22 protein-coding genes and 1 tRNA gene are annotated in these 22,607 nt (G+C 34.5%); 15 read left to right on the plus strand and 8 right to left on the minus strand.

Annotated features, from left to right (window positions below; translation table 11 throughout):
• Positions 1–18: 18 nt before the first annotated feature.
• The 9 genes from rpmI to RA0C_RS02195 all read left to right on the plus strand — a co-directional run bounded on the left by rpmI (position 19) and on the right by RA0C_RS02195 (position 9,934).
• On the plus strand, positions 19–216 hold the full coding sequence (gene rpmI / locus RA0C_RS02155) for a 50S ribosomal protein L35 (protein ID WP_004918979.1): 198 nt from the start codon (positions 19–21) through the stop codon (positions 214–216).
• Between the two features lie 123 nt (positions 217–339).
• Positions 340–684, plus strand: a complete 345-nt coding sequence (gene rplT, locus RA0C_RS02160) for a 50S ribosomal protein L20 (protein WP_004918977.1) — start codon at positions 340–342, stop codon at positions 682–684.
• A gap of 118 nt (positions 685–802) precedes the next feature.
• Positions 803–1,696 (plus strand): 3-hydroxybutyryl-CoA dehydrogenase, encoded by an 894-nt coding sequence (locus tag RA0C_RS02165; RefSeq protein WP_013446744.1) that lies wholly within the window; start codon positions 803–805, stop codon positions 1,694–1,696.
• An 85-nt stretch (positions 1,697–1,781) separates the two neighbouring features.
• Complete coding sequence (locus tag RA0C_RS02170) at positions 1,782–2,021, plus strand: hypothetical protein (protein ID WP_004918972.1); 240 nt, start codon at positions 1,782–1,784, stop codon at positions 2,019–2,021.
• A gap of 181 nt (positions 2,022–2,202) precedes the next feature.
• Complete coding sequence (locus RA0C_RS02175) at positions 2,203–5,907, plus strand: phosphoribosylformylglycinamidine synthase (protein ID WP_004918971.1); 3,705 nt, start codon at positions 2,203–2,205, stop codon at positions 5,905–5,907.
• A 50-nt stretch (positions 5,908–5,957) separates the two neighbouring features.
• On the plus strand, positions 5,958–6,677 hold the full coding sequence (purC, locus tag RA0C_RS02180) for a phosphoribosylaminoimidazolesuccinocarboxamide synthase (RefSeq protein WP_004918970.1): 720 nt from the start codon (positions 5,958–5,960) through the stop codon (positions 6,675–6,677).
• A 28-nt stretch (positions 6,678–6,705) separates the two neighbouring features.
• Entirely contained in the window at positions 6,706–8,181 is a 1,476-nt protein-coding gene (gene purF, locus RA0C_RS02185; RefSeq protein ID WP_004918969.1) for an amidophosphoribosyltransferase, read from the plus strand.
• 104 nt (positions 8,182–8,285) lie between these two features.
• Complete coding sequence (locus RA0C_RS02190) at positions 8,286–9,119, plus strand: helix-turn-helix transcriptional regulator (protein ID WP_004918968.1); 834 nt, start codon at positions 8,286–8,288, stop codon at positions 9,117–9,119.
• A 110-nt stretch (positions 9,120–9,229) separates the two neighbouring features.
• Positions 9,230–9,934 (plus strand): dioxygenase family protein, encoded by a 705-nt coding sequence (locus tag RA0C_RS02195; protein ID WP_004918967.1) that lies wholly within the window; start codon positions 9,230–9,232, stop codon positions 9,932–9,934.
• 84 nt (positions 9,935–10,018) lie between these two features.
• Here RA0C_RS02195 and lysS read toward each other — a convergent pair whose 3' ends face one another.
• From lysS to RA0C_RS02210, 3 genes are all read right to left on the minus strand, one after another.
• Positions 10,019–11,716 carry a lysine--tRNA ligase gene (gene lysS / locus RA0C_RS02200; protein WP_004918966.1) on the minus strand — a complete coding sequence of 566 codons (1,698 nt, stop codon included), beginning with the start codon at positions 11,714–11,716 and terminating at the stop codon, positions 10,019–10,021.
• Between the two features lie 139 nt (positions 11,717–11,855).
• A complete protein-coding gene (locus RA0C_RS02205; protein ID WP_004918965.1) occupies positions 11,856–12,899 on the minus strand; it encodes a cytochrome-c peroxidase in 1,044 nt (347 codons plus the stop codon).
• 207 nt (positions 12,900–13,106) lie between these two features.
• Positions 13,107–14,396 carry an adenylosuccinate synthase gene (locus tag RA0C_RS02210; protein WP_004918963.1) on the minus strand — a complete coding sequence of 430 codons (1,290 nt, stop codon included), beginning with the start codon at positions 14,394–14,396 and terminating at the stop codon, positions 13,107–13,109.
• A 125-nt stretch (positions 14,397–14,521) separates the two neighbouring features.
• Here RA0C_RS02210 and RA0C_RS02215 point away from each other — a divergent pair, with 125 nt between their 5' ends.
• The 3 genes from RA0C_RS02215 to RA0C_RS02225 all read left to right on the plus strand — a co-directional run bounded on the left by RA0C_RS02215 (position 14,522) and on the right by RA0C_RS02225 (position 15,465).
• A complete protein-coding gene (locus RA0C_RS02215) occupies positions 14,522–15,037 on the plus strand; it encodes a TlpA family protein disulfide reductase (protein ID WP_013446746.1) in 516 nt (171 codons plus the stop codon).
• A gap of 69 nt (positions 15,038–15,106) precedes the next feature.
• Complete coding sequence (locus RA0C_RS02220; RefSeq protein ID WP_004918958.1) at positions 15,107–15,337, plus strand: DUF2007 domain-containing protein; 231 nt, start codon at positions 15,107–15,109, stop codon at positions 15,335–15,337.
• A 54-nt stretch (positions 15,338–15,391) separates the two neighbouring features.
• Positions 15,392–15,465 (plus strand) — tRNA-Ala (locus RA0C_RS02225).
• A gap of 97 nt (positions 15,466–15,562) precedes the next feature.
• Here RA0C_RS02225 and typA read toward each other — a convergent pair.
• Together typA and RA0C_RS02235 are read right to left on the minus strand one after the other, a co-directional pair.
• Positions 15,563–17,368 (minus strand): translational GTPase TypA, encoded by a 1,806-nt coding sequence (gene typA / locus RA0C_RS02230; RefSeq protein ID WP_004918956.1) that lies wholly within the window; start codon positions 17,366–17,368, stop codon positions 15,563–15,565.
• 282 nt (positions 17,369–17,650) lie between these two features.
• On the minus strand, positions 17,651–17,890 hold the full coding sequence (locus RA0C_RS02235) for a YdcH family protein (RefSeq protein ID WP_004918955.1): 240 nt from the start codon (positions 17,888–17,890) through the stop codon (positions 17,651–17,653).
• A gap of 145 nt (positions 17,891–18,035) precedes the next feature.
• On the opposite strand from RA0C_RS02235, the gene udk reads away from it, so the two are divergent.
• Genes udk through rsgA form a run of 3 tightly spaced genes read left to right on the plus strand, consistent with a single transcriptional unit; the run spans position 18,036 to position 19,984 of the window.
• Positions 18,036–18,656, plus strand: coding sequence for a uridine kinase (gene udk / locus RA0C_RS02240; RefSeq protein ID WP_004918954.1), 621 nt, complete (start codon positions 18,036–18,038; stop codon positions 18,654–18,656).
• Complete coding sequence (locus tag RA0C_RS02245) at positions 18,653–19,021, plus strand: FtsB family cell division protein (RefSeq protein ID WP_004918953.1); 369 nt, start codon at positions 18,653–18,655, stop codon at positions 19,019–19,021. Before udk ends, RA0C_RS02245 begins: the two co-directional genes overlap by 4 nt.
• 15 nt (positions 19,022–19,036) lie before the next feature.
• Positions 19,037–19,984, plus strand: coding sequence for a ribosome small subunit-dependent GTPase A (gene rsgA / locus RA0C_RS02250; protein WP_004918947.1), 948 nt, complete (start codon positions 19,037–19,039; stop codon positions 19,982–19,984).
• A gap of 2 nt (positions 19,985–19,986) precedes the next feature.
• Here the strand turns inward: rsgA and RA0C_RS02255 are convergent, their stop codons facing one another.
• From RA0C_RS02255 to tpiA, 3 genes are all read right to left on the minus strand, one after another.
• Positions 19,987–21,051, minus strand: coding sequence for an anhydro-N-acetylmuramic acid kinase (locus tag RA0C_RS02255; protein ID WP_013446748.1), 1,065 nt, complete (start codon positions 21,049–21,051; stop codon positions 19,987–19,989).
• Between the two features lie 123 nt (positions 21,052–21,174).
• Entirely contained in the window at positions 21,175–21,657 is a 483-nt protein-coding gene (locus RA0C_RS02260) for a PH domain-containing protein (RefSeq protein ID WP_004918941.1), read from the minus strand.
• Between the two features lie 194 nt (positions 21,658–21,851).
• The gene (tpiA, locus tag RA0C_RS02265; RefSeq protein ID WP_004918938.1) at positions 21,852–22,607 is read right to left on the minus strand and encodes a triose-phosphate isomerase; all 756 of its coding nucleotides are present in this window, start codon (positions 22,605–22,607) and stop codon (positions 21,852–21,854) included.

Here is a 22,607-nt window from a genome sequence, read left to right on the forward strand (position 1 = left end):
CAATAAAAAAGCAAAAAAATGCCAAAATTAAAAACGAAATCAGGAGCTAAGAAGCGTTTTGCTCTTACCGGAACTGGTAAAATCAAAAGAAAAAATGCTTACAAAAGTCACATTTTGACTAAGAAGGAAACTAAGCAAAAGAGAAATCTTACGCAAACTTCTTATGTTCATTCATCTGACGAGAAAAGCGTTTTGAAGCAATTAGCTATCAAGTAGTTTTTATAAATCAGTTATTCGGTTTATAAGAATTCAAAAAATTCAAACAAGTTTAACCCTGAAATGGTGCCACTAAGAAAGTTTTAAAACTTCGCCCATTTCAAAAAAACAAATTATTAAATTATGCCAAGATCAGTAAATTCTGTAGCGTCAAGAGCACGCAGAAAAAAAGTAATGAAACAAGCTAAAGGTTTTTTCGGTAGGAGAAAAAACGTTTGGACTGTTGCTAAAAATGCCGTGGAAAAGGCAATGCAATATGCCTACCGTGGTAGAAAAGAGAAGAAAAGAAATTTCAGAAGCCTTTGGATTATGCGTATTAACGCAGGATGCAGAGAATACGGAATGTCTTACTCTCAGTTTATGGGAGCTCTTAAAAAGAACAACATCGAGTTGAACAGAAAAGTTCTTGCAGACCTTGCAATGAACCACCCTGAAGCATTCAAAGCTGTTGTAGACCAAGTAAAATAAATGTTTAATTTTTTTGTTATCAATATTAAAGAGGGAGTTTAATTACTCCCTCTTTTTTATTTGTGTTTATTAAGAATTTGTATTATTTTTAGTAATTAAAATTTATAATTAAATACAAATGAAAAATATTGTAGTAATAGGGGCAGGAACAATGGGCAATGGGATAGCCCATACCTTTGCTCAAAATGGTTTTAAAGTCAATTTAGTAGATATTTCGCAGGAAGCACTAGACAGAGGTGTTAATACTATTTCTAAAAATTTAGATAGAATTATTTCTAAAGGACATCTTACCGAAGCTCAAAAAGAAGAAACGCTAAACAATATTACCAAAAACACTTCCTTAGAAAATGCTGTTAAAAGTGCTGATTTGATTGTAGAAGCCGCTACTGAAAATACAGAACTGAAGTTGAATATCTTTAAACAAATAGATGCTTTAGCTCCGGAGCATTGCATTCTCGCAACCAATACATCATCTATATCCATCACTCAGATTGCAGCGGTAACACAAAGACCTGATAAAGTTATAGGAATGCATTTTATGAATCCTGTTCCTATTATGAAATTAGTAGAAATTATCAAAGGTTATTCTACTTCTAAAGAAACTTTTGATGTGGTTTATAAAATATCAAAAGACTTGTCAAAAGTCCCTGTGGAAGTTAATGATTATCCTGGGTTTGTAGCCAATAGAATCCTGATGCCAATGATAAACGAAGCTATAGAAACTTTATACAATAATGTAGCTGGAGTAGAAGAAATAGACACCGTGATGAAGTTAGGTATGGCTCATCCTATGGGACCATTACAATTAGCAGATTTTATAGGTTTAGATGTTTGTTTAGCTATCCTTAATGTTATGTATGATGGCTTTAAAAATCCAAAGTACGCCCCGTGTCCACTATTGGTAAATATGGTAATGGCAGGAAAATTGGGGGTAAAGTCGGGAGAAGGTTTCTACGATTATACCGAAACTAAAAAGGCTGAAAAAGTAGCTCGTATGTTTTCTAAAAATTAACAAAATTTAATTCAGATTAACAGAAATAATTGTTTATCTTTGCAAAACAAGATTCTAAAGTTAGAATATCAAAATTTTAAAACCAATGAAATTACCTAAATTTTTATTAGCGGACAACACAGAGTTTCCAGAAGACTTATTCGTAGTTCACACCGAGTACCCTAGATTCATTCTTAATGTGGAAGAGGAAGAAGTAGAGTGGCTAGATGATTTAGAAGGAGATGATGAGGAAAGTATTGCGGACGAAGCTACTAAAGCTGTAGAGGCTGCATTTAAGTGGTGCGATGCTGAATTAGAAAAATATGATGACGAAGATTTAGACTAAAAATGGTTTGAACTTGTTATTAACATAAAGGCTGTTGCTAGGGGATCTAGTAGCGGCTTTTTTGTTGTATTTTTTAAGAAAAAAGCAAAATAGTTATTCTCATATTTTTAGAAAGTGTCAAAAATTGAGTATTTTTGGAACATTCTAATTTTTGAAAAAAGAAAATCTAAAAAATCTAATAATGAGTAAAAGGATTTACATAGAAAAAAGAGGGATTTTTGATGTAGAAAGTCCCAAAATTTTCGATGAAATAAAAAATATATTACCTAATATTAAGCAGGTGAAGGTTTATAACATCTACGATGTTTTTGGACTTAATGATACTGATTTTGATAAGGTAGTATATAATGTATTTGCAGACCCTGTAACCGATGTTTTGCACTATGAAAATCCTGCTAAGAGTTCATCTTTTGCTATGGAGTTTCTACCAGGTCAATATGACCAAAGGGCAGATTCTGCGCAGCAATGTATTGTATTGCTAACAGAAAATACCCAAGCTAAAGTAAGAAGCGGAAAGCTAGTAGAAATAGAGGGTATCAATAAAGAGGAACTACAAAAAGTAAAAGATTTACTCATCAATAGAGTAGAGTCGCAAGAGAAAGACCTTTCTAAATTGGAAATCCCAAAAGAGGAAATGCCTAAAGAAGTTGTAGTTTATAATGATTTTATCACTTTAAACGAATCACAACTAAAGGAGTTCTATACAGAGCAAAACTTCGCCTTTGGTTTAGACGATTTAGCTTATATACAAGATTATTTTAAGTCAGAACAGAGAAATCCAACAGAAACAGAGCTTAAAGTTTTAGATACTTATTGGAGTGACCATTGCCGACACACCACCTTTGAAACAGAACTTAAAGACATTCGTTTTGAGGGACAGTTTAAGGCTACTTTAGAACATATTTTTAAAGATTATTTAGAAAAAAGAGCGTTTTTAGGACGAGAAGCTAAACCTGTTTCGTTAATGGATTTGGCTACTATTTGTGCTAAATATTTCCATAAAATGGGAAAACTAGATAATCTTGTGGTTTCAGACGAAATCAATGCTTGTACTATCAAAATAGATGCTGAATTTGATGGTAAAAAAGAGCCTTGGTACCTTTTATTTAAAAACGAAACTCACAATCACCCTACGGAAATAGAGCCTTTTGGTGGAGCATCTACTTGTTTAGGTGGTGCTATCAGAGACCCGTTATCTGGGCGTTCGTTTGTGTATCAGGCGATGCGTCTTTCGGGAGCGGCAGATGTATTAGAGCCTATGGAAAACACGCTCAAAGGTAAACTGCCTCAAAGAACAATTACCAAACAAGCGGCTAATGGCTATTCGTCCTACGGAAATCAGATTGGTTTAGCGACGACACAAGTTTCCGAAATTTATCACGAAGGCTATCGTGCTAAGAGAATGGAAGTTGGTTTTGTAGTGGGAGCTGTGCCTGTAGATTGGGTAAAAAGAGAGCAACCTAAGGCAGGCGATTTAGTCATTATTTTAGGAGGTGCTACGGGTAGAGACGGCGTAGGAGGTGCTACTGGAAGTTCCAAAGAGCAAGACGAAACTTCTATCCATACACTATCTACCGAGGTACAAAAGGGTAATGCTGTAGAGGAGAGAAAAATACAAAGGCTTTTCAGAAATCCAGAGGTTACAAAGTTAATTAAAAAATCAAATGATTTTGGTGCTGGAGGAGTTTCGGTGGCCATAGGTGAAATAGCTGAAAGTTTGGAAGTCAATCTTGATGTTCTTCCTTTAAAATACGAAGGACTTAACGGAACCGAATTAGCTATATCTGAATCTCAAGAGAGAATGGCAGTGGTAATAGATGCCAACGATAAAGATAAATTCATCAACTTTTGTAAGGCGGAGAATATTCTAGCAGTAGAAGTTGCTAAAGTTACAGATTCTGGCAGAATGCAAATGTTTTGGAAAGGTGATAAGATTGTGGATTTAAGCCGTACATTTTTGGATACCAATGGCTGTTCTAAAAAACAAGAAGTAGCGGTTAATCACCTTCAAGAAGTACATACAGAAAGGTTAGAATTTAACGAAACTAACTTAAAAAAATTATTAGCTGACAAAAATGTGTCTTCTCAAAAAGGGTTGTTGGAAATGTTTGACTCTAGCGTGGGAGCAACTACGGTAGCGATGCCTCTAGGTGGAAAACATCAATTAACACCAATGGAGGGAAGCGTTCAAACTTTACCAATTATGGAGGCTAAGGATATAGAAACCGTTTCTTTAGCCAGTTGGGGATTTGATGCCGCTATTTCGGAACAAAACTCAATGGTGGGAGCGGCTAATGCCGTAGTGGAAAGTGTGGCTAAAATTGTAGCGATGGGTGGAGATTTCCGCAAAATTCGTTTAAGTTTCCAAGAATATTTTGAGAAACTTGGGCAAAATCCAGATAAATGGGGGAAACCATTAGCCTCGTTGCTAGGAGCTTATCATGCTCAGATGAACTTTGAGTTAGCCGCTATTGGCGGAAAAGACTCTATGTCTGGTACTTATCAAGACATCAATGTACCGCCTACACTTATTTCGTTTGCGTGTGCAGATGGTCAGAAATCAAATATCATTTCGCCTGAATTTAAAAAAGCAGGAAATTTAATTTATCATTTCTATCATCAATTTCAAGAAACAGAAGAAGCTAAAGGACTTCCTAATTATAATGATTTAAAGGAAATATACACCTATATTTTCAATCAAATTAAAGATAAAAAAATCGTTTCTATAAAAACCATAAAAGAAGGTGGTCTTGCTGTGGGATTAGCCAAAATGGCTTTTGGAAATGGGTTAGGAGCGATAGTTAATGCTAATGATACAGCTTTATTAGAAAAAAATATCGGAGGATTACTTATTGAAAGTACAGAGCCTTTATCTCACCAGTTACTACAAAAGATAGGTGAAGTTAGCAACGATAAACAATTAGTAATCAACAATGATAGTTTTGATATAGATGATTTGAAGAAAGTCTATTGTCAAACTTTTGAACCGCTTTTCCCAACAAAGGAAAAACAAAAAATAGAGCTAGAATTAGATACCCAACTCAATTCTATTGAACCTAGAACGATTATCATTAAAAAACATCATATTACCAAACCAAAGGTATTCACGCCTGTTTTCCCAGGTACTAATTGCGAATATGAAACACTTAATGCCTTCCGAAAAGAAGGAGCAGAGGTTTCTATGAAGCCACTGGTTAATCTTAACCACAATGCTTTGCAAGAGAGTATCAAAGCGTGGGCTAAGGAGATAGACCAATCCCAAATTTTGGCTTTTTCGGGTGGTTTTTCCGCCGGAGACGAACCAGATGGCTCTGCCAAATTCATCGTAAATGTGCTTAAGAATGATATAATGCGTGAGGCTGTACACCGACTTTTGGAAAGAGATGGTATGATTATCGGTATCTGTAATGGCTTCCAAGCATTGGTAAAATCAGGTCTATTACCTTATGGTGAGATTAGAGATTTAGACCAAAATTCGCCTACTTTAGCTCATAATAGCATCGGAAGACATATTTCTCAAATGGTAAATGTGGAGGTGGTTAATGAGGATAGCCCTTGGCTTAAAGGTATGAAAGGAGAGATTTATACCATTCCAATTTCCCACGGAGAGGGACGATTTATGGCATCAGAAGAAGTGATTACTCAATTATACAAGAATGGACAAATTGCGACACAATATGTAGATTTAGACGGAGCTATTGCTCACGGTATGCCATACAATCCTAACAATTCTCTATTTGCAATTGAGGGTATTACCAGCCCTTGCGGTAAGATATTCGGTAGAATGGGACACCCTGAACGCTATGCAGAAGGATTGATGAAGAATATCCCAACGGCAAACTATCATAATATATTTAAGAACGGGGTTTCTTATTTCAGAGATTAAAAATGAGTGAATGTTTTAGAAAAATAATAAAATAAATAAAAAGTATAAAAATGAGTCAGAAAGGAGCTATGCTTTACGAAGGTAAGGCGAAACAGGTATTCGCTACAGATAAAGCAGACGAGGTGATTGTTCGTTTTAAAGATGATGCTACGGCATTTAATGCTCAAAAAAAAGGACAAGTAGATAAGAAAGGGCAAATGAATAATGCCATTACAACGCTTATTTTTCAATATCTTAATGAGAAGGGAATTCCTACCCATTTTATTAAACAACTAGACGACAGAGAGCAGTTGGTGAAAAAGGTGGATATTATTCCGTTGGAAATGGTAGTGAGAAACTACTCTGCGGGAAGTATGGCACAGCGTTTAGGTATGGAAGAAGGCATTAAATCTCCTATTACTATTTTTGATATTTGCTATAAAAAAGATGAGTTGGGAGACCCACTAATCAACGATTATCACGCTATATTTCTAGGAGCTGCTACAAGAGAAGAACTAGACGAAATGTATTCGTTAACAGGTAGAATCAACCAAATTCTAATTGAATTATTTGATAAAATGAATATCATCTTGGTAGATTTTAAAATAGAACTTGGCAAAACTTCAGACGGACAAATCATTTTAGCTGATGAAATCTCTCCCGACACTTGCCGCCTTTGGGATAAAGATACAATGAAAAAATTAGATAAAGACCGTTTTAGAAGGGATTTAGGTGGTGTTACAGAGGCATACGAGGAAATTTACGAAAGACTAAAAAAAGTGTTAGCATAACTAACTCATATTTAGGATATATTAACTAATGAAAAACTTAACTGAACATAAGGAAACTTATCTAAAGCAGTTTCAACATCGTCCGTATGGAAGAAACCTGTTGAGAACGAAACAAGAAGAGGCTTTAGACGCTCCACAAGAAGAATGCGGTATTTTTGGACTGTATTCGGAAGAAAATTTGGATACCTTTTCATTATCTCAATTTGGGCTTTTTGCTCTTCAGCACAGAGGTCAAGAGGCTTGTGGTATTTCTGTAAGTAACAGCGGAAAAATCATCAATATTAAAGATGAAGGGCTTGTTCTAGATGTCTATAAAGAAATTAAAGACCCCGAAGATTTTATGGGGAATGCCGTAATAGGGCATACCAGATATACCACAGCTGGAGATAAGAAAAAATACAACTATCAGCCGTTTTTTGCTAAAAATGAGTACGACCAAATTATCCTATCCATAGCTCATAATGGTAACCTAACCAACGCTATGGAACTAAAGCAAGAGCTAGAAGCAGAGGGCGTGGTTTTTAGAGCAACTTCCGATTCTGAAGTTATCCTAAGACTTATACAAAAAAACTTAGATTTAGGGCTTCGTGGAGCGATAAAGGTAACTATGGAGAAGATAAAAGGTGCTTACTCCGTGGTGGGAATGACCCGAAATAAATTCTTTGCCTTTAGAGATTTTAACGGCATTCGTCCGTTGGTATTAGGAGAGATGAAGGAAAGTAATACCTATGTAGTCGCTTCTGAAAGTTGTGCTTTAGACGCTGTGGGAGCTACTTATGTAAGAGATATTAAACCTGGAGAAATCATCTATACAGGTGAAAACGAAGAGGGGCTGAAATCTTATATGGTTAAAAATGACTGTGAAAGAAACATTTGCTCTTTCGAGTACATCTATTTTGCACGACCAGACTCTGAGATGGAGCAGATAAATGTACACGAAATTAGAGAAAAATCTGGGGAGAAAATTTGGGAACAAGCTCCTGTAGAGGCTGATATTGTTATAGGTGTTCCTGATTCTGGAGTACCAGCCGCTATTGGGTTTTCTAAAGCATCGGGCATTCCGTTTCGTCCTGTTTTAATTAAAAATAGATACATTGGTCGCTCTTTTATCGTGCCTACACAAGAGATGAGAGAGCGAATAGTAAATCTAAAACTCAACCCTATTATTTCCGAAATTAAAGGAAAACGAGTAGTAATTATAGATGACTCTATTGTAAGAGGTACAACTTCCAAACGATTGGTGAAGATTTTAAAAGATGCTGGAGTTAAAGAAATACACTTTAGAAGCGTATCTCCGCCTATTATTGCACCGTGTTATTTGGGAATAGATACACCCACAAAAGACGATTTAATCTCTGCCAATATGAGTTTAGAAGAACTGAGAAATTATTTAGGAGTGGATACTCTAGAGTTTTTAAGCTTAGAAAATCTTAAAGCTATTTTGGGCTCGGATAAACATTGTTTCGGTTGTTTTACAGAGCGTTATCCTGTAGCTAAAGACTAAATTAAGAAAGGGTTAGCATTTTGCTAATCCTTTTTAGTTGATTTAAATTCTTACATTTTAATAAACTTGTATCTTTGTTTATTGTTTATAATAATTTATTTTAAATGTTTACAGCTTATAGTATAGAAGATTTCGTAGGACAAAAGCTAAAGCATAAAGATTTCCTTATCCATAGATTAGAAAATTTAGATTATTTACCACCTCAATCTATAAAAACGCCACATAAACATCTATTCTATGAAATTTATTTACTAAAAGAAGGCTCTGCCATACATAATGTAGATTTTAATACATTTCATATTAAAAACAATAACCTCTTTATTATCAATGAAGAGCAAGTACATCACTTAGAGAAAAATGTTAGTCAGGAGCTTAAAGGTTACAGGATTTTATTTACAAAAGACTTTATAAATAACAGTTTAATTCCTTCTAATCTTTTATTTGAAATTGTGTATTTGCATAATATTCGATACCAACCACTTATTTCAATTGCTGAACATAGTGAATTATATACTTATGCCCACTTACTTTTGTCAGAATACAATCAACAAACTCTAAGTTTAGAAAATATAAAAGCCTTATTATTTTTATTTTTAAATGAAGTTAAAAGAAATATTATATCTGATACGAACGATGATTTTATTTATACTAACAATCAAATTCGTAGTTACAAATTATTTCTAGACTTAGTAGAAACCAATTACTATAAAGATTTATCTCTAGAAGACTATGCCAAAAGAGTTAATATTTCTACCCGACAATTAAGTCGTATGATAAAGCTTATTTCTAATACTACATTAAATACTATAATATTGAATAGAAGGCTACTGCAATCTAAAAGATTGTTAAAGCATAGTGATTTATCTATTTCAGAAATAGCTTACGAAGTAGGATTTTTAGAACCATCTTATTTTTGTAAGGTTTTTAAAAAAAAATAATGGTGTTACTCCTTTTCAGTTTAGAAAAGAACAAAATGTTTTATAAAATGTCTGTATTTTACTATTTTCTGAAGTAAAGAATATTGTTCTTTGTAAGTAAAGAATAATATATGGATAGGAAAAAATTTTTACAGAAAGGTTTATTAGGGTTGGGGACTATAGTTGCAATACCATCAATAATTACCTCTTGCTCAAAAGATAGAGAATCAGGCAGTACAACAAGTACTGATTCTAGTACAGGAAACTGTAGTTTATCACCAAGTGAAACAGCAGGTCCGTTCCCAATTAAGACGCCTGCTCAATTAGTTAGAGAAAATATTGTAGGAGACCGCTCAGGTGTTACTCTCCTTATAAATTTAACGGTACAAGACCAAAGTAATAATTGCCAACCAATGGCTGGTGTTTTGGTGGATATTTGGCACTGCGACGCCGAGGGTAATTACTCACAGTATGGAGGTGGAGGTATGCAACAGGCAAATTATACTAGTAATAATTTTTTAAGGGGCAGAAGCACTACGGATAAAAACGGACAAGTATCATTTATAAGTATTTTCCCAGGTTGGTACAAAGGGCGTGCACCACACATACATTTGGAAATTCTTAATGCAAATGGAAGTTCTATTAGAGTTTCGCAGATAGCTTTCCCAAAGAGTGTTTGCGATACTGTTTATGCAACAACAGGCTACAAAGGAGTAGCTGATACACAAAACGAGAGTGATAATGTCTTCTCCGATAGTTTAAGTGGTAATATGTTAGATGACATCAAAGGAGATGTTGCTAATGGTTATACACTTACCAAAACCATTGTCGTTTAGAATATTATTGTAACTCAAAAAATAAAGCAGGCTCTATAAATTTTGAGCCTGCTTTTAATTTTATACTTTGGTAAAGTTCTATTTTTAAACTATTTGGAAATATTTATCCTCACCTTCAGTTACTAGAGAAATTAAATTATTAGAAACTAATAGTTTAGAAGACTTATCCCATTTCTTTCCACTTAAGCCTGATTGAGTTTTTAAGTCAGCTATCAGCATTTTACCGTTGTTTTTATTAAGAATACCAAGGATAATTTCTTCATTTTCTCCAATCTCTACTTTAGGCTGAGCCTTTTCTGGTCTCATTTGAGGGAAGAATAAAACCTCCTGAATAGAAGCATTATTCGTTAAGAACATCACCAACCTGTCCATACCGATACCCAAACCAGCCGTAGGCGGCATACCGTATTCTAAAGCTCTTAGGAAATCTTGGTCGATAAACATCGCTTCGTCATCACCCTTTTCTGAAAGTTTAAGTTGCTCTTCAAAACGTTCTCTTTGGTCAATAGGGTCGTTAAGCTCAGAGTAAGCATTCGCAATTTCTTTTCCACAAACCATCAACTCAAATCTTTCGGTTAAGCCCTCTTTGCTTCTGTGCTTTTTAGTAAGCGGCGACATTTCGATAGGGTAGTCAGTAATGAAGGTCGGCTGAATAAAGTTACCTTCGCACTTCTCTCCGAAAATTTCATCAATGAGCTTGCCTTTCCCCATCGTGTCATCCACTTCAATACCGATGGATTTGGCAAAGGTTCTAAGTTCCTCTTCGGTTTTTCCCGTAATATCAAACCCCGTAAATTTCCGAATGGCGTCCGTCATGGAAATTCTTGGGTAAGGGGCTTTCCAATTGATGGTATGTTCGCCAAACTGAGATTCAGGTTTCCCATTCACCGCAGTAGCACAATGCTCCAACAGTCTTTCGGTAAAATCCATCATCCAGTTGTAATCCTTGTACGCCACATAAATCTCCATGGCTGTAAACTCAGGGTTGTGAGTTCGGTCCATACCTTCGTTACGGAAGTTTTTGGAGAACTCATACACCCCATCAAACCCGCCTACGATAAGTCTTTTAAGATAAAGCTCGTTAGCAATTCTCATATATAGTGGAATATCCAAGGCATTATGATGTGTAATGAATGGTCTTGCTGAAGCTCCACCTGGAATAGCCTGTAAAATAGGCGTTTCTACCTCAAAATATCCAGCGTCATTAAAGAACCCACGCATTGCGTTAAACAATTTCGTTCTTTTTACAAAAATTTCTTTAACATGTGGGTTTACTGTAAGATCCACGTAGCGCTGTCTATAACGAAGTTCAGGGTCGTTAAAAGCATCGTGTACCACACCATTTTCATCAGTTCTTGGTTGAGGAAGTGGACGAAGAGTTTTGGTTAATAGAGTGAAATTTTTAACCATTACCGTCATTTCTCCTACTTGAGTTTTGAACAATTCTCCCTCTACGCCTATAATATCTCCAATGTCTAAAAGATGCTTATAAACTTCGTTATAAAGGGTTTTGTCTTCCTCAGGACAAATTTCATCTCTATTAAAATACACTTGTATTCTGCCTTCGCTATCTTGTAATTCGGCAAAAGAAGCTTTCCCCTGGATTCTTCTAGACATTAGCCTACCAGCGATTTTAACCTTGCTTCCTTCTTGAAAATTTTCTTTTATAGATTGTGTGGTATGTGTAATAGCATATTCGTCTGCCGGAAAGGCATTTATGCCCATTTGAGAAAGTTTTTCTAACTTTTCTCTACGGATAATTTCTTGTTCTGATAAATGCATCATTTTATTCTAAATTACGAGGTTGCAAAGTTAATAATTTAATATAGAGACACCAAAAACCTAAGATTGATATCATAAAAAAACTCAAGGCTATATAGAAAACCTTGAGTTTTTAAGTTAAAATATACTACAAAATACTTTATTTATTAGCTACTGTTTTATACTTGTTGTCTATATCTGCCGTTAACGACTTCAAGAAAGCAACTATATTTTCAACATCTTTATCACTAATATCCTTATTGTTTTGTATTTTACTCATAATTCTTACGGCTTCTTCTAATGAAGCTACAGAACCATCGTGGAAGTAAGGATAAGTTTTTTCAACATTTCTAAGACTTGGTACTTTAAATAAATATTTATCTTTCTCATCTTTAGTTACATCTTGTCTTCCCAAATCTACTTTCTTACTCTTAGTATAATTCCAATAATCTGCATAAACCCCAAACTTTTGTAAAGAGCCACCTCCTACGGCAGGACCGTTATGACAAGCTATACAAGCATTATCTATAAAGGCTTTTAGACCATCTTTTTCCTTTTGTGTTAATGCATTTTCGTCTCCGTTTAGATATTTATCAAATCTACTTTCAGGCAACAATTGTCTCTCAAAACTACCAATCGCTTTAGTTAAATTTTTATAAGTAACAGGCTGAGCTTCATTAGGAAATGCTTTTTTAAATAAAGCTTGATATTCAGGGATTTGTCTTAACCTGTCTTCTAAGAATTTCTCAGATGGGATATTGTGTTCTATCGGATTTAAGATAGGCATTCCTGCTTGTTCCTCTACATCTTTAGCTCTTCCGTCCCAAAACTGCTGACTGTGTAGCGAAGCATAAATCACGGTAGGAGAGTTTCGTCCTCCAAATACCTTAGTATCCCCAGGAGAAGTTGGCAGGTTATCTACACCAAAAGTACTTAAGTTATGACATGAGTTACAACTAATAGTTTCGTTTTTAGAAAGTCTTTTATCAAAATATAACTTCTGACCAAGATTAATCATATCCTCACTGAAATCACCTTTATCAGTTATTGATACTGGTTTGAAGTATTGATTAGCACTTCTCATTAAATCAGACATTCCAGAGGTGTCAAATACATACTCTGCTTTTCCTTTGTCCACTTGTTCAGTACAGCTTACTAACATAACTCCTAAAAGTACTGTAAAAATAGCATTACTCCTTCTCATATCACAATTATTATAATTCTTTTACAAAAAGAATAAATATTACGTGAAGTATTTTATGATAAATTATGTTTATAGAATATTTCTATTACCACTACTTTAATTATAATTTATTTTAAATATAAATAATATAAGTATTATTTTTTACAAAAAAAGTCAGTTATGAATTTTCACAACTAACTTTTATAATACTGAATGATAAAGTCTATTTTAAAATAATTCTTTTCTTATAATATTCTGAGTTCTTTCTGGCCCTACAGACACCAAATAAACATTGATACCTAAATATTTCTCTATAAATTCTATATATTTTTGAGCGTTCACGGGTAACTCATCATAAGAACGAGCTTTGGTAATGTCTTCCGTCCAACCTTCTAGGGTTTCATATATAGGCTCATAATCATAAAGTTTGGTAGTAGAAGAGGTGAAGTAATCTATAATTTTTCCGTCTTCTGTTTTGTATTTAGTTGCTACTTTTAGCTCTCCAATATTAGTTAGTACATCTAGTTTTGTTATAACTAAATTATTGATACCGTTAATCATACAAGCGTGCTTTAGCGAAACCAAATCTAGCCAACCTGTTCTTCTAGGTCTTCCTGTGGTTGCTCCAAACTCATGACCAATTTGTCTAATTTTTTCGCCTAAATCATTATCTAACTCAGTAGGAAAGGGTCCATTACCTACTCTTGTGGTATAAGCCTTAGCCACACCTATTAAATTTTTGAGAGCTGTAGGTGGCACACCCGCACCTGTACAAACCCCTCCTGTAGATGGAGATGACGAAGTAACATAAGGATAAGTACCAAAATCTATATCCAACATTAAAGCTTGAGCCCCTTCAAACAAGATATTTTTTCCGTCTTTAATCGCCTCGTTAATCTCTAGCTCTGTATCTACAATTCTGTCTTTTAGCTGTTCTCCAATAGCTAAAAACTCATTATAAATCGTGTCAAAGTCTAGAGTAGGTTTATTAAAATACTTTTCAAATAGTGAATTTTTAACCTTAAGATTTACTTTAATTTTTTCTGCTAAGACTTCTGGGTTTAGTAGGTCAATCATTCTTATTCCTACTCTTGCAATCTTATCTTCGTAGCACGGTCCTATACCTTTCTTAGTAGTTCCGATTTGCTTTTCTCCTACCAATTCTTCTTCCCTGTAAGTGTCTAAAAGAATATGATAAGGCATAATAACATGAGCTCTCCTACTGATAAAGATGTGGTCTGTACTAAGCCCTTTAGCTTCTATTTGTTTTATTTCGGAGATAAACGCTTTAGGATCTACCACTACACCATTAGCTATCACACATTTACCCTTGCATTGTAATACTCCAGAGGGCAAAAGATGTAGAACAAACTTGTCTTCACCCACATATACAGTATGCCCAGCATTGTTCCCACCTTGGAAACGCACCACATAATCTGATTTTGCAGAAAGTACATCTGTAATTTTACCTTTGCCTTCGTCTCCGTATTGGAGTCCTACTACCACATAAGTTGACATATTTTTTACTTTTTTATTAGAATGTTACAAAAATAATTTAAAAAAATGGGATATCAAAAGTCTTTTTGGTTTTGTTTTTGATAAGGAAAGTCTGTATTATTGTAATCTTAATTTATTTAAAACTTATGAAAAAAATACTCGTAATAACAGGAATGATGTTCGGAGCTTTAGCATACTCACAAGAAGCCCCTAAAGTTTTAAAGACTAGTTTTAGTGCATCTGCTCTGTCTCAAAAAGTACAAACAATAGACGGAAAGAAAGTTACAATTAAAGATGTACTAGCTAAACACAAGGGAAAAATACTTGTATTAGATATGTGGGCAAGCTGGTGTAGAGATTGTATTAACGCTTTACCTGCTGCAAGGACGCTAGAGAGCAACAATCCTAATGTAGACTTTGTATTTCTATCTTTAGATAGGAACGAAGAGGCTTGGAAAAAAGGATTAGACAAGCACGAATTAGCTAATAAAGAAAATTATTGGTTCTTTTCTGGTTGGAAAAATGATTTTAACAACTACATAGACTTAAATTGGATTCCTAGGTATATTGTGGTTAATCAAAAATCTGGCATTGCTAAATATTATGCTATTACGCCCGATGATCCTGATATTCAGAAAACGATAAATAAGCTATCAAAATAAATACGCCTTGTGGAAATTTGGTTATTACAAATAAAAGTAGTATATTGGGGTCATTAACCTAAAAAAATAATGATTATGGACGTAGTAACAAGAGTTCCCGTATTTGAGGGAGATACCATACAAGAAGTACAACTAATTAAATCAAAGTTAGAAGAAGCAGGTATCACGGCAGAAGTAGAGAATAGTTATCTTTCATTTTTATCTACGCCTACGGCAACGACTATGAAAGTTAAGGTGGAATTAAAAGATGAAAAAAAGGCTTTAGAAATTGTAGATGAATATCTAAAGTCTCAACAGTAGAAATACTATTTTGCTTTTGTGTTAAAATATTTATATCTTCGCAAAAGCAATCTTGGGGAATTGGCGCAGTTGGCTAGCGCGTTTGACTGGCAGTCAAAAGGTCATGGGTTCGAATCCCATATTCTCCACCTAAATTTATTAAAAAGCTATTCCAAATCAATGGAATAGCTTTTTTATTTAGACAAAAAAATCCCACTATAAAAACTATAATGGGATTTTGATATTTTAAGCCTTTGCCATTCTTTCGGCTCTTTTTCTATCCTCTTCAGAAAGAATCTTTTTTCTCATTCGGATAAAATTAGGTGTTACTTCTATACATTCGTCTTGTTGTATGTATTCCATACACTCCTCTAAAGTCATAAGAACTTTAGGCGCGATGCTACCATCTTTATCTTTACCCGCAGCACGCATATTGTTCAGTTGCTTACCTTCTACAATATTCACTACCAAATCTCCAGGTTTGTTCTGCTCGCCTACAATCATACCTACATAAATTTCTTCACCTGGGTCTACAAAGAAACGCCCTCTGTCTTGTAGCTTTTCGATAGAGTACGCGGTAGATGACCCTTGGTTTTTAGAAATCAATACTCCGTTACTTCTACCAGGTATCTGACCTTTAAATGGTTTATAATCCACAAATCTATGTGCCATAATTGCTTCCCCAGCTGTTGCAGTAAGCATTTGAGAACGAAGTCCAATAAGACCTCTAGAAGGAATTTCAAACTCTAAGTGTTGCATTTCTCCTTTGGTCTCCATAATGTGTAAATCTCCTTTTCTTTGGGTAGCTAAGTCTATCACTCTAGAAGCATATTCTTCGGGTACATCTACCACTAAAGACTCATAAGGTTCGCACTGTTCGCCATCTATTTCTTTAAGAATTACTTGAGGCTGACCGATAGTCATCTCGTAACCTTCTCTACGCATAGTTTCTATAAGTACAGATAAGTGCAATATCCCTCTACCAAATACTAAGAAAGTGTTTGCATCTTCTGTTTGTTGTACTCTTAAGGCTAAGTTTTTTTCAAGCTCTTTTTCTAATCTTTCCTTTAAATGGTTAGAGGTAACATATTTACCATCTTTACCAAAGAACGGAGAGTTGTTGATAGAGAAAGTCATATTAAGAGTAGGCTCATCTATAGACAATCTTGGGAGAGGTTCTGGATTTTCTAAATCTACGAAAGTATCTCCTATTTGGAAATTGTCAAAACCTACGATAGCACAAATATCTCCTGCAAATACTTCGCTTACTTTTTTCTTACCTAATCCTTCAAAAATATAAAGTTCCTTTACTTTACCTTTAACGATTTTACCGTCTTCTTGAGCTAAGCCAATCCATTGAGATTCTTTAACCGAACCTCTGATGATTTTCCCTACGGCAATTCTTCCTAAAAAAGAAGAGTAGTCTAAAGAGGTTACCTGCATTTGTAGATTACCTTCTTCTACCTTTGGTTCTGGTACATATTGTAGGATACCGTCTAGGAGTGGTAAAATATTTTCTGATTTTTCTAGGCTTGAATTAAACCAACTTTCTTTGGACGAGCCATAGAAAGTAGGGAAGTCTAGCTGTTCTTCGGTAGCGTCTAGGTTAAAGAACAAATCAAAAACTTGGTCGTGAACTTCATCTGGACGACAGTTAGGTTTGTCCACTTTATTGATAACCACAATAGGCTTTAATCCTAATTCTAATGCTTTATGCAAAACGAAACGAGTTTGTGGCATAGGTCCTTCAAAGGCATCTACAAGTAGTAACACACCGTCTGCCATTTTAAGCACTCGCTCTACCTCACCACCAAAATCGGCGTGTCCAGGCGTATCTATTACATTTATTTTAGTATCCTTGTAGGTTACCGAGATATTTTTAGAAAGAATAGTGATGCCTCGTTCTCTCTCGAGGTCATTATTATCCATAATAAGCTCACCACTTTCTTGGTTTTCTCTAAAGATGTTAGTTGCGTGGATAATTTTGTCCACTAAAGTTGTTTTTCCATGGTCAACATGGGCGATAATCGCGATGTTTCTAATATTTTGCATAAAGAAAAAATTACGCGGCAAAAATAGGAAAAAAAATGGACTTTAGAAGGTACCTAGTAGATAATAAAATAACGCAATGTGTTTACTCTATTGCGTTACTCTAAATAAATAATTTAATTTATTGATTTTTTCTTCCTACGATTGTATTTCTACCAATTACAGTTAGTGATTTCCTCCCTACAGTTCTATTTTTACTCTTTACATTTACATTTTCCTCTCCTGCAATTGTATTTCTACCAATTACAATTAGGGATTTTCCTTTTGTAGGTTCATTCTATCCTTTTACGGTTGCGTTTTTAGATACTCATAGATTTCATCTTTTAGATGTAGTCTTATTTTTCTAAGTTCCGTTAAAAATTCATCTGTAGTATGGTTTTGCTCTCCTGCTTCATAGTGTTTAATTTTACCATTAACCTCGTCATAGTCGTTGAAAAGTTTTTTGAAATGATTGTCGGTTTGTTTTAAATCTGAAATTTTTTCTGAAAATTCAGGGAATTCGTTGATTAAAATGTGATTTTCCATTAGATTATATTTTTTATAATGTGAAGTTAGCAAATTCAACCAAAATCTGCAATGTGAATTTTGTCACTAGCTAATTCGATAATAGCTTACATTATTTTTTGTTATATTATGTATCTTTGCGGAAATAAAAATAGATTGAAATAAGATGTTAGTAATAGGAATAGCAGGGGGTACTGGTTCGGGAAAGACTACAGTGGTTAATAAGATTTTGAAAAAACTAAATGTAGAGGGAGTAAATGTTCTTTCTCAAGACAACTATTATCACGACAACCAAAATCTTAGTATGGCGGAGCGAGAAGGGCTTAATTATGACCACCCAAAGTCGATAGATTTTGAACTTCTACGCGAGCACGTAAGGGCGCTTAAGAATAATGAGCCTATAAAGCAGCCTATTTATTCATTCGTTACCCATTCTCGCACGGGAGATTATGTCACTGTAGAGCCAAGAAAGGTTTTGCTTGTTGAAGGTATCTTGGTACTTACCGATAAAGAGTTGCTTAAAGAATTTGATGTAAAGATTTTTGTACACGCTGATTCGGACGAGCGCCTAATTCGCCGTATTAAAAGAGATACTCAAGAGAGAGGCAGGGATTTAGAAGAGGTGCTTTACCGCTACCAGACAACTTTGAAACCAATGCACCAAGAGTTTATAGAGCCGTCTAAAAACGAAGCGGATATCATTATTCCTAATATGAAACAAAATCCTGTAGCGATAGATTTTTTAACCACAGTCATTAGCAATTCTCTAAAAAAACAATCTGAATGAAAAAGCTCATTAAAGATATAAACCCAACAGAAGAGCCTAAAGAAACTTCTCCTAAAATGGTTTTTTTTAGGAAGTATATCCTCAATAAGTATGTTATTACTATTGTGGCTTTTTTTGTTTGGATGATTTTCTTTGATAATACTTCTTTCCTGGTGATAAGGGATTTGAATTCAGAAATTAAAAAGTACGAGGAACAGCTAGATTACTACAAAACAGAGTATGAGAAGAATGATGCTTTCTACAAAAAACTAATGTTTAATAGGGGAGAGAAAGAAAAGTTTGCTAGAGAGAACTATTTTATGAAAAAATCTAATGAAGAGATTTTCATATTAGTAGTAGATAGTGCTAATACTAATAAAAAATAACAGAATATACCTCTTATGAGCGGTAATGAAACTATAATATTTAAAGGACTGATTACTAAATCTACAGGAAGCTGGTATCAGGTTTTAGAACAGAAAACCCAACAGTTTTACGAGGCAAGAATGAGAGGTAAATTTAAACTCCAAAAGACAAGGCTTACCAATCCTCTCGCTGTGGGAGATTGGGTAGAGTTTCAACTAGAAACCGATGGCGTTGCTTGGATTACTAAAATAGAGTCAAGAAAAAACTATCTCATCAGAAAATCGGTTAATTTATCCAAAGAAGCTCATATTATAGCGTCTAATATAGATGTCGCTTGTTTTCTTTACACTTTAAATAGCCCCGAAACTTCGTTAGGTTTCCTAGACCGTTTTTTGGCTTGTTGTGAGGCTTATAATATTCGTCCACTTATATTGTTCAATAAGGCAGATATGCTGAATGAAGACGATATAGAATATGTAGAAGCTCTTAGAACTATCTATCATCATATTGGTTACGATAGTCTTTTGATTTCGTCTCGTACTCAACAGAATTTAGAGGAACTTAAAGCTATTCTTAAAGATAAAATTTCAGTATTCTTTGGGCATTCGGGTAGTGGCAAATCTACACTTGTAAATGCTCTACAACCAGGGCTTAATTTAAGGACTGGCGAAGTGTCAGAAGTTCACCTCAAGGGTAAACATACCACGACTTTTGCTCAAATGCATTTTTGGAACTTCGGCGGTAGCGTTATAGATACGCCAGGCGTTAGGGAATTTGCAATGATAGATGTTGAAAAGGAAGAAATACAACATTATTTCCCTGAAATATTTAGAACGAGAGAAGACTGTAAATTCCACAACTGTTTGCACCTTAACGAACCTAAATGTGCCGTGCTTTCTGCTATAGAAAGCGGTGATGTTCTTGAAAGCCGTTACGCTACCTATACTAAACTAATGGAAGAGTCTGAAGAACAAGGATTTTAAAGTTATAATAATGCTCCATTCAGAAATAATACTCCAGAGCTGTGGTTGTGTTTTGCCCCTGTTACAGATGCCAAAACATTGGTTTTACCTTGCCACTTCAAAAGCCCTAACAAACCAAAAATAAGAGCTTCTTTGTATTCCAAAACTTCCGAAGACGGAATAATTATTTCTATATGAGGAGCTAAAAAACTCAGTCTTTCAATAAGAAATTGATTGTAAGCTCCGCCTCCTGTAACCAAAAGTCTTTTGCCGATATCCGTATCCAAAACATTGGCTATTTGCATTGCCATATGTTCTACTAGGCTAGCTAATAAATCTTTAGGTTCTAAAGAAAATGTTTCTATAATTGGGATAAACCATTCATTCACTTGTTCAATTCCTAAAGATTTGGGGTGAGATTGTTTATAAAAGGGTAGGGCATTAAGTTCATCAACAAGAGTTTGGTATATCTTACCACTTCTAGCAATTTCTCCGTTTTTATCATAATGAAAAGAAAAATATTTTTCGGAATAATAATTCAATAGGGTATTCACGGGGCAAATATCAAAAGCCAATCTTTCCCCATTTCTTTTGTACGAAATATTAGAAAACCCTCCTAGATTAAGACAGAAATCGTAGTCCGAAAACAGTAGCTCATCACCCATAGGTACCAGCGGTGCTCCTTGCCCACCTAAACGGACATCTTGCACTCTAAAATCTCCCACTAGCGGCACTGTTATTTCTTTTGAAGCCGTGGGTAAATTACCTATTTGCAAAGTAAAACTACCTTTAGGATTGTGCCACACCGTATGTCCATGACTGGCAATTAAATCCAAATTTTCAATATTTTCCGCTTTAATAAACTTCAGTATCTCTCGGTTAAGATAGTTTGAGTATTCTGCATTTAGTAACGCTACTTCCAGCTTTGTTTGTTGAGCAGCAGACTTTAGCTTCATCTGCCATTCCTTAGGATACGGATAAGTTTGAGCCTTTATAATTTCAAAATCATAAGTACTTTCATCTATTTTAAAATAGCAAAAATCAATTCCGTCTAATGAAGTACCAGACATCACCCCAATAATGTACATTTTTTCTCTTTTATATTTTTATTATGGCATTCCCTTTTCCGTTCCTTTACCCATAAGGAAGATGGTGTTTTTTGAATTGTTTCCCAAACTAAGCTTAATAGAGCTAGGATAGCAATCTACAACCTAATCATTATTTCTATTTATAATATCCCTTATAAACTCATTGGGACTATTTACACTCAGTAAATATTTTTTCTCAGATGTAGAAATTTTTACCATATTCTTTCTATCATTAACAAAAGTTACGGTGTCATCCATTAAGGTTCCATTAAAACCAAAAAAACCTTTTGAACTGAATGTAGCTGTAAGATTTGAGAATTCAGCTGTATTAACAGACTTTATATTATTAAGAGGTATCATCTGATAACCTATATTTTTTTGTAAAATAAGGTACTTGTCTGTAATTTTAACTTTCTTCAATGAATTTGCATAAAAGTACATAGCCACTAATGAAGTTATCAACAAAATTCCGAACTTAAAATAAATATTAACTTCTTCACTTATATTATTGTAAAATAAGGTAACTATAAGTAAACTTAAAATAATTAAGGTTAATCCTGTTATGATATTTACTTCGGTAGAATTAGAGCTTTTAAAAACTTTCATAATTTTTTATTCAATTTTAGTGAGACAATAATTAAATCCTTCTTATTCTACTAAGTTAAACAAAATTTCAGAATTGGAAACTATTTCATCATTTTTCTCTTTCTTTATTTTAACAAGGAAATTTATAAAAAAACTGAGAGCCATAAAAACTCTCAGTATTCTATTTTTTTTAAGTCAAAAAATATTAGCTTCTTTTAGAAAGCCTCTATTATTTTTGAGAAGTCTTCTATATTCAAAGCTGCACCACCTATAAGACCACCATCTACATCAGGCTGAGAGAAAATTTCTTTAGCATTACTTGGCTTTACAGAACCTCCATAAAGGATAGATACTTCATCTGCCACCTCCTTGCCATATTTTTCTGCTATCATATTTCTAATAAAAGCGTGCACCTCTTGTGCTTGTTCTGCAGTGGCAGTTTCTCCAGTACCTATTGCCCATACAGGTTCGTAAGCTATAACCACTTTCTTTATTTCTTCAGCACTTAGAGTAAACAAAGCTGTTTGTGTTTGGTTTTTAATCACTTCTAAATACTTACCAGACTTTCTTTCTTCCAAATTTTCGCCATTACAGTAGATAGGTGTAAGCCCTTTATCTAATAAAGCTTTTACTTTTCTATTAGCATGGCTATCGGTTTCTCCGTGGTATTGTCTGCGTTCAGAGTGAGCAATAATGCTCCCATCTAAATTTACAGAAGCTATCATAGCAGCCGAGATTTCTCCTGTGTAAGCTCCAGATTCGTGTTCGGAAATATCCTGAGCATATACTTCTACCTCTTTATTTTTAAAAATATCTTTAGCTGTGGTAAGATAAAGAGCTGGCGGCGCTATCATTACCTTGCAGTTAGGTGTATGTGTGCTAGTATACTCGGATAGCTGTTGCATAAGTGCTTGAGCTTCCGAAAAATCTTTATTCATTTTCCAGTTTCCTGCTACAATGTTTTTTCTCAT

This window comes from Riemerella anatipestifer ATCC 11845 = DSM 15868 (assembly GCF_000252855.1).
GTDB classification, from domain to species: Bacteria; Bacteroidota; Bacteroidia; order Flavobacteriales; family Weeksellaceae; genus Riemerella; species Riemerella anatipestifera.